The 14,283-nt window shown below is 72.4% G+C and carries 15 protein-coding genes; 6 read left to right on the top strand and 9 right to left on the bottom strand.

What is annotated here, in order from left to right:
* A partial coding sequence (locus tag ACFE67_RS09650) for a Clp protease N-terminal domain-containing protein (RefSeq protein ID WP_375406664.1) occupies positions 1 to 851 on the bottom strand: 851 nt, incomplete at its 3' end.
* Positions 852 to 1,022: 171 nt separating this feature from the next.
* On the opposite strand from ACFE67_RS09650, the gene ACFE67_RS09645 reads away from it, so the two are divergent.
* From ACFE67_RS09645 to ACFE67_RS09635, 3 genes are all read left to right on the top strand, one after another.
* On the top strand, positions 1,023 to 1,922 hold the full coding sequence (locus ACFE67_RS09645) for an ATP-binding cassette domain-containing protein (protein WP_375406663.1): 900 nt from the start codon (positions 1,023 to 1,025) through the stop codon (positions 1,920 to 1,922).
* Positions 1,919 to 3,511: a polyketide antibiotic transporter gene (locus ACFE67_RS09640; RefSeq protein WP_375406662.1), complete on the top strand. Its 1,593-nt coding sequence runs from the start codon at positions 1,919 to 1,921 to the stop codon at positions 3,509 to 3,511. Before ACFE67_RS09645 ends, ACFE67_RS09640 begins: the two co-directional genes overlap by 4 nt.
* 223 nt (positions 3,512 to 3,734) lie before the next feature.
* Positions 3,735 to 4,283 (top strand): hypothetical protein, encoded by a 549-nt coding sequence (locus tag ACFE67_RS09635; protein WP_375406661.1) that lies wholly within the window; start codon positions 3,735 to 3,737, stop codon positions 4,281 to 4,283.
* On the opposite strand, the gene ACFE67_RS09630 is transcribed toward ACFE67_RS09635, so the two are convergent.
* From ACFE67_RS09630 to ACFE67_RS09620, 3 genes are all read right to left on the bottom strand, one after another.
* On the bottom strand, positions 4,280 to 4,576 hold the full coding sequence (locus tag ACFE67_RS09630) for a hypothetical protein (RefSeq protein ID WP_375406660.1): 297 nt from the start codon (positions 4,574 to 4,576) through the stop codon (positions 4,280 to 4,282). The genes ACFE67_RS09635 and ACFE67_RS09630 overlap by 4 nt on opposite strands.
* Positions 4,577 to 4,597: 21 nt before the next feature.
* Positions 4,598 to 5,020, bottom strand: a complete 423-nt coding sequence (locus ACFE67_RS09625; protein WP_375406659.1) for a VOC family protein — start codon at positions 5,018 to 5,020, stop codon at positions 4,598 to 4,600.
* A 63-nt stretch (positions 5,021 to 5,083) separates the two neighbouring features.
* The gene (locus ACFE67_RS09620) at positions 5,084 to 6,427 is read right to left on the bottom strand and encodes a PQQ-dependent sugar dehydrogenase (RefSeq protein ID WP_375406658.1); all 1,344 of its coding nucleotides are present in this window, start codon (positions 6,425 to 6,427) and stop codon (positions 5,084 to 5,086) included.
* A gap of 114 nt (positions 6,428 to 6,541) precedes the next feature.
* Between ACFE67_RS09620 and ACFE67_RS09615 the strand changes: the two genes are divergently transcribed.
* Complete coding sequence (locus tag ACFE67_RS09615; RefSeq protein ID WP_375406657.1) at positions 6,542 to 7,144, top strand: DUF5946 family protein; 603 nt, start codon at positions 6,542 to 6,544, stop codon at positions 7,142 to 7,144.
* Positions 7,145 to 7,247: 103 nt separating this feature from the next.
* Here the strand turns inward: ACFE67_RS09615 and ACFE67_RS09610 are convergent, their stop codons facing one another.
* From ACFE67_RS09610 to ACFE67_RS09590, 5 genes are all read right to left on the bottom strand, one after another.
* Positions 7,248 to 8,717, bottom strand: a complete 1,470-nt coding sequence (locus ACFE67_RS09610; RefSeq protein ID WP_375406656.1) for an MFS transporter — start codon at positions 8,715 to 8,717, stop codon at positions 7,248 to 7,250.
* Between the two features lie 63 nt (positions 8,718 to 8,780).
* On the bottom strand, positions 8,781 to 9,449 hold the full coding sequence (locus ACFE67_RS09605) for an endonuclease/exonuclease/phosphatase family protein (RefSeq protein WP_375406655.1): 669 nt from the start codon (positions 9,447 to 9,449) through the stop codon (positions 8,781 to 8,783).
* 132 nt (positions 9,450 to 9,581) lie between these two features.
* A complete protein-coding gene (locus ACFE67_RS09600) occupies positions 9,582 to 10,439 on the bottom strand; it encodes an ABC transporter permease (protein ID WP_375406654.1) in 858 nt (285 codons plus the stop codon).
* Positions 10,426 to 11,391 carry an ABC transporter ATP-binding protein gene (locus ACFE67_RS09595; RefSeq protein ID WP_375406653.1) on the bottom strand — a complete coding sequence of 322 codons (966 nt, stop codon included), beginning with the start codon at positions 11,389 to 11,391 and terminating at the stop codon, positions 10,426 to 10,428. The genes ACFE67_RS09600 and ACFE67_RS09595 overlap by 14 nt, the downstream gene beginning before the upstream one ends.
* The gene (locus ACFE67_RS09590) at positions 11,388 to 12,431 is read right to left on the bottom strand and encodes an outer membrane lipoprotein carrier protein LolA (RefSeq protein ID WP_375406652.1); all 1,044 of its coding nucleotides are present in this window, start codon (positions 12,429 to 12,431) and stop codon (positions 11,388 to 11,390) included. Before ACFE67_RS09590 ends, ACFE67_RS09595 begins: the two co-directional genes overlap by 4 nt.
* A 178-nt stretch (positions 12,432 to 12,609) precedes the next feature.
* Here ACFE67_RS09590 and cysK point away from each other — a divergent pair, with 178 nt between their 5' ends.
* Positions 12,610 to 13,545: a cysteine synthase A gene (gene cysK, locus ACFE67_RS09585; protein WP_375406651.1), complete on the top strand. Its 936-nt coding sequence runs from the start codon at positions 12,610 to 12,612 to the stop codon at positions 13,543 to 13,545.
* A complete protein-coding gene (epsC, locus tag ACFE67_RS09580; RefSeq protein WP_375406650.1) occupies positions 13,542 to 14,096 on the top strand; it encodes a serine O-acetyltransferase EpsC in 555 nt (184 codons plus the stop codon). Before cysK ends, epsC begins: the two co-directional genes overlap by 4 nt.
* Positions 14,097 to 14,283: the final 187 nt, after the last annotated feature.

Below are 14,283 nucleotides of genomic sequence, written 5' to 3'. Positions count from 1 at the left end.
CGGAACCGGGTGCCCGCGACCATGCCGGGCAGGTCGAGCGAGACGACGCGCTTGCCGCGCAGCGCCTCCGGCACGTCGCCGTCCACGATGCGCTGCGCGAGGCCCTCGACGATCGCGGTCTTGCCGACACCGGCTTCCCCGATCAGCACCGGGTTGTTCTTGGTGCGGCGCAGCAGGATCTCGACGGTCTGCTCGATCTCGAGGGCCCGCCCGACCACCGGGTCGAGCTCGCCGGCCCCCGCCTTCGCGGTCAGGTCCACCGAGTACGTGTCGAGGGTCGGGGTGCCGGTCTCGGACTCGGCGGCCTCCCGCGCCTCCCAGGCGTGCTGCGCGATCGACGGCAGCGACTCCGGAGTGACGCCGAACGCGGCGAGCAGCTGTCCGGGCGTGCCGTGCTGATTCGCGACGGAGGCGAAGAACAGGTGCTCGGGGTCGACGTAGGTCGAGCCGGAGGCGCGCGCGACCTGCGCGGCCTCGAGCAGCCAGCGCTGCGCGGATCCGGTCAGCGCCGGGGTGGCGTCCGTCATGTCGACGGACGCGGGCAGGCGCTGGTCGATCGCGTGGATCAGGCCGTCGACGTCGATGCCGGCAGCGCGCAGGGGCTGCCCGCCCTCGGCCGTGGTGACGAGGCCGCGCAGCAGGTGCAGCGAGTCGACCTCGGCGTGGCCGTGCTCGATGGCGTAGCGCACCGCGCCGCCCAGGAGTTCGTGGGTCCGCTTGCTGAGCAGGCGGGAGATGTCGACGGGTCGGCCCTGCGCCGAGCGCCGGCCGGAGAGCATGCGGGACATCAGCTCGTCGAACGAGCCGTCATCGCCGGTACCGAAACCTGTGTTGCCGAAATTCGCGGGCAAAGGATCCTCCTCTGAAGAACTTGAGCGCCTTCGACTCAACTCAACGCAGCGAGGTCGGGATCATTCCCGGCGCGCGACGCCGTCAGCCGAAGGGCCGTTCAGGCCCGCCGGTACGGCAGCTGCGCCGCGGCGGCGACGCGCAGCCATGCATGACCGGAGCATGATGCCGTCATGGATGCGGTGATCCGGGCTGAGGGGCTCGTGAAGACATTCGGGCGCACCCGGGCGCTCGACGGGCTGGATCTGAAGGTCGGTGCGGGGGAGGTGCACGGGTTCCTCGGGCCGAACGGCGCCGGGAAGTCGACGACCATCCGCGTGCTGCTCGGCATGCTGAGGGCGAAGGGCACCGCGACCGTGCTCGGGCAGGACGCCTGGCGCGACTCGGTCGCGATCCACCGGCGCATCGCCTCCGTCCCCGGCGACGTCGTGCTGTGGCCGAACCTGTCCGGCGGCGAGACGATCGACCTGCTCACCCGCCTCCGGGGCGGTGCGGACCCGGAGCTGCGGCGGCGCCTGCTCGACGACCTCCGGCTCGACCCCCGGGTGAAGGCCCGCGCCTACTCGAAGGGGAACCGGCAGAAGGTCGCGCTCGTCGCCGCCTTCGCCCGGCGCGCAGACCTCTACGTGCTCGACGAACCGACCAGCGGTCTGGACCCGGTGATGGAGGAGGTCTTCCGCGCCGAGGTGCGCCGCGTGCGCGGCGAGGGAGCGGCCGTGCTGCTCTCCAGCCACATCCTCGACGAGGTCGAGCAGCTGTGCGATCGCGTCACCATCGTGCGCAGCGGAAGGACCGTGGAGACGGGCACCCTCGCCGAGCTGAGACGCCTGACAAGAACCCGGTTCCGGATCGCGACCGGCACGGCGCCTGCTCGGATCGCGGCCGTCGAGGGCGTGCACGACGTCGTCGCGGACAGCGGGCACCTGACGTTCGATGTCGAGACCGTGGCCATTCCCGCGGTCCTCGCCGTGCTGAGCGGTGCCGACGTCACCGCGCTGACGGCGGAGCCGCCGTCGCTCGAGGAGCTGTTCCTCCGGCAGTACGGGGCCGACCGATCCCGCGTCGACTCATGAGGCGCCTGCTCGCGCTGCAGGCGCGCAGGGACCGGCTGAACCTCGCGGTGTGGGTGATCGGGCTCGCGGTCCTGCTGCTCGTGACCGTGCAGGCCGCGCACGCCACCTACGGCGATGCGGCGGATCGTCGCCAGATCCTGACCGTGGCGCTCGCCACCCCGGTGCTGCTCGCGTTCCGCGGGATCGTCGACGGCGACTCGTTCGGTTCGGCGGTCTTCTTCCAGTCGTACACCTGGGTCGCCGTCGCCGTCGCGCTGATGAACACCTTCCTCGCCGTGCGGCACGGCCGGGGCGACGAGGCAGCGGGGCGGCGCGAGCTCGTCGACGCGACCCCGGTCGGCAGGCTCGCCGCGCCGATCGCATCCCTCCTGCTCGCCGTCGTCGCGGACGTGGCGTTCGGCGTGCTGGCCGCGGTGTTCCTCGTGATCGGCGGCCTGCCCCTGCCCGGCTCGCTGCTGTTCGCCGCGGGGCTCGCGCTGACCGGGCTCGTGTTCTTCGGCGTCGGCCTCCTGGCGAGCGAGATGATGCCGACCTCGCGCGGGGCCAACGGCGTCGCGGTGGTCCTGGCGCTGCTGGCGTACGCGCTCCGGGCAGCGGGAGACGCGCTCGGGCGCGCGGACGGGACGGCGCTCACGCTCGAACCGGCGCCCGTGAGCCTGTTCTCGCCGATCGGGTGGGGGGAGCGGCTGCGGCCGTTCACCGACCCGACGCTCTGGCCGCTCGGTGCGCTCGCGGCCTTCGCGATCGTGGTGATCGCCGCCGGCGGGCTGGTGCACGCCCGTCGGGAGCCGGGGGCGGCCGCCGTGCGGGAGCGCGTGGGTCGCCCGGCGGGTCGCATCGGTGGCCCGCTCGGCCTCGCCGTCCGCCTCCAGCTGCCATCGGCCCTTGCGTGGGCGATCGGTGCAGCGGTGCTCTCCGCCGTGATCCCGAACCTCGTCGCCGCAGCCTCGCGGTTCGACCTGCAGGACCCCGTGATCCGACAGGTCGTCGCGAGCCTCGGTCACAGCCGGTCGGATCTCGCCGCGCAGTTCACCGCCGGGATCCTCGTGCTCGTGGGCATGCTCGCGGCAGCCGCCGGGATCCAGGCGATGCTGCGGGCGAGGGAGGAGGAGGCGGAGGGGCGCGCCGAGATCCTGCTCGCCGGCCCGGTCGGCAGAGCCCGGTTACTCGTGTCCTGGCTCGCGGTCGCCGTCGCGACGGTCGTGCTCGTGCTGCTGGCGTCGGCAGCAGCGATCGCCCTCGGTTCGCTCGCGCAGGGGCAGCCGGGCGAGGTGGGCGAGCGGATGCTGCAGACGCTCGTGCAGGCGCCGTCCGCGCTCGCGCTGACGGCCGTCGCCGCGGTGCTCGTCGCGGCCCTCCCGCGACTCGCCGTCGTCGGAGCCTGGGCCGTCTTCGCCGCCGTAGGTCTGATCGGCCTGTTCGGCGGCGTGCTCGACCTCCCCGGCTCTCTGGTCCGGCTGACCCCGATCGGATCGGTGCCCGCGCTGCCGACCGACGACTGGGGACCGACCTGGTTCGTCGCGACTGCTGCGGTGGTGCTGAGCGCACTGGCCGTCGTCGCGATCCGCCGTCGCCAGCTCGTGGGCTGACGCGGCGTTCGCGGATCCGGACGAATTCGACGGCACCCCGCGCGCAGGGTTCATCGGTCGGGGTGTCGCCGAGGATCTCCGGATCCGCGCAGGATCCGACTCGACGGCCAGCCTCCGCGCGTCGGACCCCCGGTCGGGGGAGGATCCTGGTGCCCAGGTCACGGTCGGGGCACGAACACCCCGGATCCGGCACCCCCGAGCAGGTCGATGAGAGCGTAGGGACGTGGACAGCAGCCGATCGCACGATCCCCGCCTGTACCGGGCGGTGCCGCCGTCGTCGACCTATCCGTACGAGAACGGGCAGCAGCCCCCGAAGCGCACCTCACCGACCGTGTACCCGCACGAGCGGCCCGCCCAGGGTTCGACGTACCCCTACGGGCAGCAGGTGGTGCGTGAGCCCCAGCAGCAGCAGCGGCAGCCGCCCCAGCAGCAGCAGCGCCACGAGCCTCGGCCGCAGCGGAGGAACGCGACCCCGCGTCGCATGCTCGGCGTGCTCGCGTTCGTCGTGCTCACCGGGCTGAGCCTGCCCCTGCACATCGCGGCGATCTTCTTCATCTACGTCGAGTTCGAGAGCCCGGGCGACCCCTCGATGGCGGCGCTGCTGATCGGCGGCGCATTCCTCGGCTCGTTCGTGGCGCTGCTGCTGACCGGGTCCATCGCCCAGATGGTCGGCGCGTTCCCCGGGCGCTGGCGGGCGCGGGTCACCTTCGCGGCGTTCTCCGGGATCATCGCGCTGGCCGTGGCGTACTTCGCAGCGCTGAACCTCTTCTAGCGCTCCGCGAGCAGCGCCGCCGGCACCGCGGTGACGGCGGCCACCGCGAGCACCGACGGCCAGGCGCCGAGACGCTTCGCCAGCGGGTGCGAGCCGCCGAACGCGCCCAGGTAGGCGAGCACGACCGCGGTCGCCCGCCACGGCCCTCCGCGTCGCGCCACGAGCGCGAAGACGCCGGCGCCGACCCCAGCGAGCACCGCTCCTCCAGCAGCACGGACTCCGGAGGCGCGGGCGACGCCGAAGCCCCCGAGCAGTCCGGCGGAGGTGAGCAGGGGGACGAGCAGGCGGTTCACCCGCCCATTCTGGTGCTCGGGTCAGGCCGCGGCGGCACCGGAGATGTTCACGAGCCAGGCGACGCCGAACCGGTCCTTCAGCATGCCGAAGCTGTCGCCCCACGGCGCCTTCTCGAGCGGCTGCGTGACCGTCGCACCCTCGCTCAGCGCGGTGAACCACCCGGTGAGCGTCGCCTCGTCATCGCCCGAGAGCGAGACGGAGAAGGTGTTGTCTCCTGCCGTGTAGGTCATGTGGCTCGGCACGTCCGAGCCCATCAGGAGCAGCCCATCGGGGCCGGCGAGATGACCGTGCATGACAAGGTCGCCCTCGCCCTCCCCGACCGGCATGCCGAAGTCGGCGAAGGACCGGACCGTGAGTTCACCGCCGAACACCGACTGGTAGAAGGTCAGTGCCGCTCGGGCGGTGCCCCGGAAGTTCAGGTAGGGGTTGAGGTTCGCGGTCACGCTCGGCTCCTCGCGTCGGGTGTGCGCCTCAGCCTGGCAGGCATCGCGCCGCACGTCGAGCCCTCAGGACGGCGCCATCCGGTAGACCGCGCCCGCCTCGTCGTCGGTCACGTAGATCGCGTCGTCCGGGCCCTGCACCGCTGCGACCGGCCGACCCCAGCGGCTGCCGTCGGTGGCCTGGAAGCCGCCGAGCACGGTTCGCGCGCTCTGCAGCGTCCCGTCCCGCCACGGGAGGAAGGCGACCTCGGGAGCGCGCGGCGGGGTCCGGTTCCACGACCCGTGCACGCCGACGAGCGCACCGGCGCCGAGCGGCGGCAGCCCGGCGGTCACGAAGCTCATCCCGAGCGGCGCGGAGTGCGCGGGCAGGCCCTGCTCGACCGCGGGCAGGGCGGCGCAGTCGAGCTTCGAGCCGTCCGCGTTCGTCTCCTGGTCGCGGACGAAGGGGCGCGCGCTGTAGTCGAACGCGGTGTCGGAGGCGCCGGGGTCGACGTCCGGATCCGGGTCGCAGTACGGCCAGCCGAGGTCGCGTCCTGCCGTCAGTCGCGCGACCGGTTCGAGCGGGTGGTCGTTGACGTACGGCTGCAGCACCGACCCGAGGTCCGAGCCGCCGCCGTCGCTGTACGCGCGGTCGTACGGGTAGGCGATCCGGTCGCGGTTGTTCACGGCGGTCCAGACGGCACCGTCCGGCGCGACCGCCAGCCCGGTGCCGTTGCGCACGCCGCGCGCGAACACGGTCGTCGTGCCGTCGAGGACCCGCAGGATCGAGGCGCGCTCGGGCGACGACGAGCGGTCCTCCGCCGAGGTGTTCCCCGTGCTGCCGACCGACACGTACACCGCACCGTCGTCGCCGACTGCCACGCTCTTCAGCGCGTGCGCGTAGGCGCCCCGCAGCTCGGGCGTGCTCGCGTCCGGCAGTCCGTCGACGACGGTCCTCCTCCCGGAGACCGAGCCGTCGCGGTAGTCGTAGGCGTCGACCCGGTCGCTCTCGGCGACGTAGAGCACGTCCCCGTCGAAGGCGAGCCCGTGCGGCCGCGTGAGCCCCTCGACCAGGGTGGCGACCTGAGCGCCCGAGGCGGAGGGCGTCAGCACCTGCACGTCCCCTGACTCCGGTCGGGACACGAGCAGCTTCCCGTCCGGCGCCCAGGCGGCCAGCCGGGCGCCGTCGAGGCGGGCCCAGACGGACACGGTCCACCCGGCGGGCGCCTGCACCGTGCGCGGCCGGTCGAACGGCGCCGTCGCGAGCGAGGCGGGTACGACCAGTCGGCTCTCGGTCAGCCCCGGCGGCGCGGATGTCGGCACGGGTGCCGGCGCGGGGGAGAGGGAGGTGGAGAAGGGGGTGCAGCCGGCGAGCAGCGCGCCGACGAGCAGGACCGCGGCGGCCGACGCGGACCGGATCGCGCGCGCCATCCGTCGAGTGTCCCGTGCCGATGGCCGGCTGCGGCGCCCGGCCTGCAGACGCTCGGCACGTCCTCAGGCGCCGCCATCGGAGTTCGCGGAGGCGGGGCGTGCGACGCTGACCGGGTGCGTTCCCGCACCGCGTGCCCCGGCTGCGGCATCGTGCTGCCCGAGGCGGCGACCTCCGAGCGGGCGCGGCTGCACGCGAGCCCGGCGTGCGAGGCCGTGCTCGACGAGATCCTCGGCTACGAGTTCCAGCACCCGGTGATGCTGCGCTACAACCAGCTGACCATCGACACCTACGGCGCGCAGCACGCGGGCGGGTCGGCGCCGCAGGTCCGCGTCTGCTCCAGCCTCGCGGGTCTGTGGCTCGCGCTGGAGCACGGCTTCTCTGCCGAGGACGTTCGCGCGGTGCATCGCCGGATGGGCGATCCGACCCCCGCCTGGCCGCTGTTCGATCCGCCGGCGCCGCGGCAACGCTGGCTCACGGTGCTCGACGTCGCCGAGGCCGGGGTGCGGCAGCACTCGGACGGCGGGCACGCGCGCGCCGCCGGCCAGTGGGCCGAGACGGTGTGGAACGCGTGGCTGGCCGAGGTGCCGGAGGTGGACGACCGCATCGAGGCGATGCTCCGATCGATCTTCCTGGAGACCGGCCACAACGAGGGCCTGCACGGCACCATCGGCTCGGCGTCCGCCATCCACCGCCTCCTGGGCCTGCTGGAGGCGTGAACCCGGGAACCGCGCGCCCGACGCTTCGAGCACGTCGGCAGGATCCAGGAGCTTCAGCAGGACAGGAACCGCGCCCGGGTCCTGCTGAAGCTCCTCAGACCTGCTATCGCGCTCGCGCGGCTTCCGCCTTCTCGATGAAGTCGACGTCCGAGAGCTCCTCCAGGCTCTTGCCCTCGGCGGCGACGCCGAGCACGAGCGCCACGATCCCGCCGACCAGCATGATGGCCGCGCCGAGGTAGTAGCCGCCGGCCAGCGGGCCGCGGTCGGTGCCGTCGCCCACGAGCGAGCCGTAGATCACCGGTGCGAACGCCCCGACGAACTGCCCGACCGCGAAGCAGTACGAGATCGCCTGGCCGCGCAGCTGCAGCGGGAACGTCTCGCTCACCGTCAGGTAGGCGGACGAGGCGCCCGCCGATGCGAAGAAGAAGGAGACGCTCCAGAAGATCGTCTGCGTCGTCGCCGTGAGCACGTCCGCTTGGAACAGCGCGGCGGAGACCGCGAGCACGACGGCAGAGGTGCCGTACGTCGCGAAGATCATCTGCCGGCGGCCGATCGTGTCGAACAGGCGGCCGAGCAGGAGCGGCCCGATCAGGTTGCCGATCGCGAACGGGAAGAAGTAGAACGCGACGTCGCCGTTGCTGATCTTGTAGAAGTTCTGCAGCACCAGCGCGTAGCTGAAGAAGATCGCGTTGTAGAGGAACGACTGGGTGATCAGCATCGTGAACGCGACGATCGCCCGCTTCGGGTAGATGTGCACGAACGTGTACCAGACGATCGCGAACGGCACCCGGTCGTGCACGGGCACGTCGATCGCCTTCTCGTCGGGCACACGCTCGAGAGGCTTCCCCGACTCGGCCTCGACCTCGCGCTCGATCCGGTCGACGTTCGCCTCCGCCTCCTGCTCGAACCCGTGCGTCACCTGCCAGCGCGGACTCTCGGGGATGGTGCGCCGGAGGAAGATGATGATCAGTCCGAGCACTGGGCCGATGAAGAAGCCGATGCGCCAGCCCCAGCCGGAGTCCGTGAGCGCCGTGCCTTCCTGCAGCAGGAACAGGTTCGCCGCGGCGCCGAGCGCGGCACCGCCCCAGTAGGTCCCGTTGATCGCGATGTCGACGTGGCCGCGGTAGCGGGACGGGATGATCTCGTCGATCGCCGAGTTGATCGCGGTGTACTCGCCACCGATGCCCATGCCCGCGATGAATCGGAAGATCCAGAGGAACCACGGCGCGAAGGACAGCCCGGCGATGCCCGAGCCGATCAGGTAGATCGCGAGCGTGATGATGAAGAAACGGCGGCGACCGAGCCGGTCCGACAGCCGCCCGAAGATCAGCGCGCCGAATACCTGCCCGAACAGGTAGACCGTGCCGGTCAGCCCGACCTCGGTCGAGTTCATGTCGAGCTGCTTCGCGAAGCCGTTCGCCGAGACCATCTGGATCTCGAGGCCGTCGAGGATCCACGAGACCCCGAGCCCGACCACCACGGTCCAGTGGAACCGCGTCCAGGGGAGGCGATCCATCCGGGCGGGGATCAGGCTGCGGACGCTCCGTTGCTCCGCTGCCGCTCTCGTCGACATGGCGTGGAACGTACGCCCGCGATGCTGACAGGTCCCTCGAGAACTGTCAGATCGCATCCGGGCTCAGGCGGCGATCCTCGCGGTCATGCTGATCGGCAGATGGTCGGACTTGCCCTGCGGCAGCACCTCGAGATCGCTGATCTCGAACCCGCTCGAGGTGGCGAAGTCGAAGTAGCCGCTGAACCGCACCCCGACGTATGTCGGTGAGGGCATACGGGTCAGCTGGTACCCCGTCGCGGCGAGTCTCCGCTCGAGTCCGCGCACGAACCACGGGTAGTTGAAGTCGCCGACCATCACCGACGGGAGACCGGGGCGCATCGCCCGCATGCCCTGGTGCGCCGCGGCGATCTGCTTCCGGCGAAGCGAGTTGGTGGCGCTGAGGGGTGCGGCGTGGAAGTCCCCGACGAGCACCTCCGCTCCCGTCTGGCGGTCCAGCAGGTGCGCGGCCAGCAGCCGCTCGTTCGCGGGCTTGAGCACGCGATCGTGCATCGACTTCCGGAGTGCGAAGAGCTTCGTGCCCTGCACCTCGAACCGGTCGGCGCGCGCGTACATCGCGAGCCCCAGCCGGTTGGTCCTCGTCTGCTCGATCAGCTCGAGGTGGCCGAGCGTCTGCGGCATGTCGGTGTGGTCGCACTCCTGCAGCGCGAGCACGTCGACGTCGTGGTCGTCGGCCATCGCCTCGAGCTCGCCCCTGGCAGTGTGCTCCCGGAGGTTGTAGCTGATGATCTTCAACCGGACCGACCTTCCCCGCTCGAGGCCGCCCCGCGGGCCCCGGGCAAACCTAGTGCTGCGCGTCGGTCGGGAGTTCGGAGGCGGGTCACGTTCCGGCGGGTCCGGCCCGACGGGCTCGCCCGTCCGGCGCGATCACGCCAGCACGTCGCGGGTGGTGAACCGGCCGTACGCGAGCGCGCCGAACACGACGACGTAGCCGAGCTGCAGCAGCGCGTTCGAGCCGAACGCGCCCCAGTCCGGCGGCTCCCGGAGCAGGTCGATCAGCCCCAGCCACGAGTCCGTCAGCAGGAAGGGGTGGATCGCGTCCAGCTGCGGCAGCTGGTCCAGCACCTGGCTCGTCACCGCCAGCACCACCGTGGCGGCCATCGCCCCGACGGGCACGTCGGTGAGCGTGGAGACGAACAGGCCGATCGCCGCGAGGCCGAGCATCGCGACCCCGACGTACGCGGCCATCGCCAGCAGCCGCAGCAGGCCGACGCCGACGGGCACCTGGTCGCCGGAGAGCAGGGTGAAGGGCCCGATCGGGAACAGCACCAGACCGGTCAGCGTCCCCGCGACGACGACCGCGAGGGGTGCGGCGAAGCAGAACGCGGCGGCGCCCAGGAACTTCACGACCAGCAGCCGTGCGCGCCCGGCGGGTGCGACGAGCAGGTAGCGCAGCGTGCCCTGCGACGCCTCGCCGGCGATCGTGTCGCCGGCCACGACCCCGATCGTCAGCGGCAGGAACAGCGGGATCGCGAGCACGAGCGAGGCGACGCCGACGAACAGGCCGTTCCCGGCGATCTGGGTCAGGAACGACGGGCCGCGACCGGAGTCGCCGGCGGAGGAGATGCGGATCGCGACGCCGACGAGCACCGGTACCGCGGCGAGCGCGAGCAGCATCGCCCCGGTGCGCGTCCGCCGGAACAGCACCGAGATCTCGGTTCCGAGCAGGGAGAGCCCGATGCGGTGACGGGCGGATGCGGCCTGCGCCGGTTCAGCCTTCGACATCGAACCCCTCGCCGGTCAGCGCGACGAAGCGGTCCTCGAGGCTCGCCTCCGCGATGCGGACGCCGCGGACGCGGATGCCGGCGGTCACGAGCAGCGGGACGACCTCCTCCACCGGGCGGCCCCCGAGCGGTGCGACCACCTCGGGCCCGCTCACGGTCGCGGACAGGCCGACGGCGGCGAGCGTGGCGATCGCCTCCGCCGGGTCCGGGGTGAGCAGGTGGAGGCGGTCGTCCGCCGCGGCCCCCCGCAGCTCGTCGAGGGTGCCCTGGGCGACGAGCCTGCCGGTGCGCATCACCGCGGCGTGGGTGCACATCTGCTCGATCTCGGCCAGCAGATGGCTCGATACGAAGACCGTGGTGCCCTCGCCCGCGAGCTCCCTGACGAGGGTGCGGACCTCGCGGGTGCCCTGCGGGTCGAGGCCGTTGGTCGGTTCGTCGAGCACGAGCAGGTCGCGCGGCCGGAGGAGCGCGTTCGCGATGCCGAGGCGCTGCTTCATGCCGAGCGAGTACGCCTTGACCCGCTTGCCTGCGGCGGCGGACAGCCCGACGCGCTCGAGCGCCTCGCCGATCCGCCTGCGCCGGGTCCGCGGGTCGGCGACCGGGTCGGCGGAGTCGAGCCGGGCGAGGTTCGCAGCGCCCGACAGGTAGCCGGCGAACCCCGGCCCCTCCACGAGTGCACCGACCCTGGGCAGCACCGACTCCGCCCGGTCCGGCATCGCCGATCCGAGCAGGGCGGCGCTGCCGGACGTCGGGTTCACGAGGCCGAGCAGCATGCGGATCGTCGTGGTCTTGCCGGATCCGTTCGGGCCGAGGAACCCGAAGACGCTGCCGACGGGCACGGCGAGCGCCACGTCGGCGACGGCGTCGCGGCCTCTGAACCGCTTGCCGAGCCCCTCCGTCTCGATCGCCAGGCCTCGATCGACCAGACCCCGATGGACCGGACCGGCGCTCACCCCGCGGCGGACTCGAGGCTCGACACGGGGACCGCGCCGGCGAGCACGCGACCGTCGGCCGTGAGCAGGACGTTGACGAGCGCGGTGTGCAGGACCCGGCCGCCGTCCGCCGCCGTGGTCAGCCGCTGCACGGTCGCGTTCGTCGCGAGGTCCGACGGGACGGCGCTCGACGGCACGGTGACGACCGAGGCCCACCCGGACCCGCTGATGGCGGGCTTCGCGCCGGTCTGCCCCGCGTGCGGCCGATCGGACGCGTCGAGCGTCTTCGTCGTCACCTTCGCGTCCGAGGGCGGCGTGAACGCGAAGCGCGACGCGGCGGGCACCGCGTAGGAGAGCTGCGTGAAGCCGGTCTCGAACGCGGGGGTGGAGGCGCCGCGGGCGAGCACCTGGACGTCGAGGGGGAGGCCGGTCACGGCGTCGACCGCGATCCGCACCGAGCCGATCGTGGTCGTGTCCGTGTTCGGGGTGAGGACGAGCGTGTACGCGTCGCGGTCGGCGACCTGCTGCGCCGTGTCGACGGTCACCGTGGTGGAGTCGTCGACCTTCGCGAGCAGCTCCTGCGCCAGCTCGGCGGGCGTCGTGGTCGTCGCCTGCTCCTCGGGTGCAGCGGTGCCGGTCGCGACGAGGTGGGTCGCGGTGTTCGCCTTCGAGTTCCACAGCCAGACGCTGCGGCCGTCGCGGATCAGGTCGCGCTCGGCGGAGGGATCGAGCACCGCGATGCGCGTCTTCGACGCCCCGGCGACCTCGACCGTGGCCGTGTGGGTCCCCGTGACGAGGTCGAGTGCCGAGCCGGTCTCGCTGTCGGTACCCGCGCCGGTCGAGGGGATCGAAGGCAGCCCGAGATCGGAGGTCTGCTGCACCCTGCCGGTGAAGCCCTCGATGGACCCCGCCTTCGCGACGAGCTCGAGCACCTGCTGCGCCGACTTCGCGGGCAGGTCGGGTGGTGCTGCGGCGGCGGCGACGAGCGGCACGGTGACGACCCCGGCGACGAGGACGGGTGCGACGACTGCTGGCAGCCAGCGGAGGAGACGATGCGGCATAGGAGGGAGAGTACGTCCGCGCACCGACGGCGATGCGTGCTGCTGCGGAACTCATCCGACGGGATGAGGTGGCGTTCAGGGACGGGCGTCGCGGTCCGTCACACCTCACGAATGCGCGGAGGAGCCGCTCTAGGCTGGCGCGCGGTCCAGATCCGATCTCCTTGCGAAGGCAGTAGTCATGGCAGGCACGTACTCATCCATCACCGAGGCGTTCGGCCGGACGCCGCTCGTCCGCCTCAACCGTGTGACCGCGGGGCTCGGCGCCACGGTCTACGCGAAGCTCGAGTTCTACAACCCCTCCTCGTCCGTCAAGGACCGGCTCGCGATCGCGATCGTCGACGCGGCCGAGCAGTCCGGCGCGTTGCAGCCCGGCGGCACGATCGTGGAGGGCACGAGCGGCAACACCGGCATCGGCCTCGCGGCGGTCGGCGCGGCCCGCGGCTACAAGGTCGTGCTGACGATGCCCGAGTCGATGTCGATGGAGCGCCGCAAGCTGCTCCGCGCCTACGGCGCCGAGCTGATCCTCACGCCGCCCGCCGAGGGGATGAAGGGCGCGGTCTCGCGCGCCGAGCAGGTCGCCGCCGAGCGGCCCGGCGCGGTCCTCGCGAAGCAGTTCGAGAACGAGGCGAACCCGGCGATCCACTACGCGACCACCGGCCCGGAGATCTGGGCGGACACCGAGGGCGGCGTCGACATCTTCGTCGCGGGCGTGGGCACCGGCGGCACGGTCACCGGTGTCGGCCGGTATCTGAAGGAGCAGAAGCCGGGCGTGACGATCGTGGCGGTCGAGCCGAAGGAGTCCCCGATCCTGAACGGCGGCAACCCCGGCCCGCACAAGATCCAGGGCATCGGCCCGAACTTCGTGCCGGCGATCCTCGACCGGAGCGTCATCGACGAGGTGATCGACGTCGACATCGCCGAGTCCGTGGCCACCTCCCGCCGCCTGGGGACCGATGAGGGGATCCTCGCGGGGATCTCCTCCGGCTCGACCGCCTTCGCCGCGCTCGAGCTCGCCAAGCGGCCCGAGAACGCCGGCAAGACGATCGTGGTCGTCCTCGCCAGCTCCGGCGAGCGGTACCTGTCCACGGTGCTGTACGAAGACCTGGACGGGTGAGCGTCCTCAGCACGCTGATCGAGGACGTCCAGGTCGCGCGGCAGCGGGATCCCGCTTCCCGCTCGACCGCGGAGGTCGTGCTCACCTATCCCGGGCTGCACGCGATCTGGGCGTACCGCCTCCACCACCGGCTCTGGCTCGCGGGGTGGCGGCTGCCCGCGCGGATCGTGTCGCAGCTGGTGCGGTCGTGGACCGGGGTGGAGATCCACCCCGGTGCCACGATCGGCAGGCGGTTCTTCATCGACCACGGCTCGGGCGTCGTCATCGGCGAGACGGCCGAGGTCGGCGACGACGTGACGATCTTCCACGGCGTCACCCTGGGCGGCACCGTGTGGCGCAGACAGAAGCGCCATCCGACGGTCGGCGACCGCGTGATCATCGGGGCGGGCGCGACCCTGCTCGGCGCGATCCGGATCGGCGACGACAGCCTGATCGGCGCGGGAGCCGTCGTCATCCACGACGCCCCGGCCGGCTCCCTGGCGATCGGCGTCCCGGCCAAGATCCGCCCCCGCTCCTCGACCGACGCCACGGAGCACCACTGGGTCATCTGACCCCGCGCCGCCCGCCGTCGTCTGCGGGCGATTCCGGACATTCCGGGCGTCCGATCCCGCCCCGCTCGTCCGAATCCGCCCGGATACCCGGACTCGCACGGCGGTCGAGCAGCGCGCCGGGCGGGATCGGACGTTCCGGGCGACAACGGACGCCCGGAACGTCCGAATTCGCCCGTGTCCCGTCCCG

Origin of the sequence: uncultured Amnibacterium sp. (genome assembly GCF_964244015.1) — a bacterium.
GTDB lineage: Bacteria > Actinomycetota > Actinomycetes > Actinomycetales > Microbacteriaceae > Amnibacterium.
This window is presented reverse-complemented; position numbering and strand designations above follow the sequence as displayed.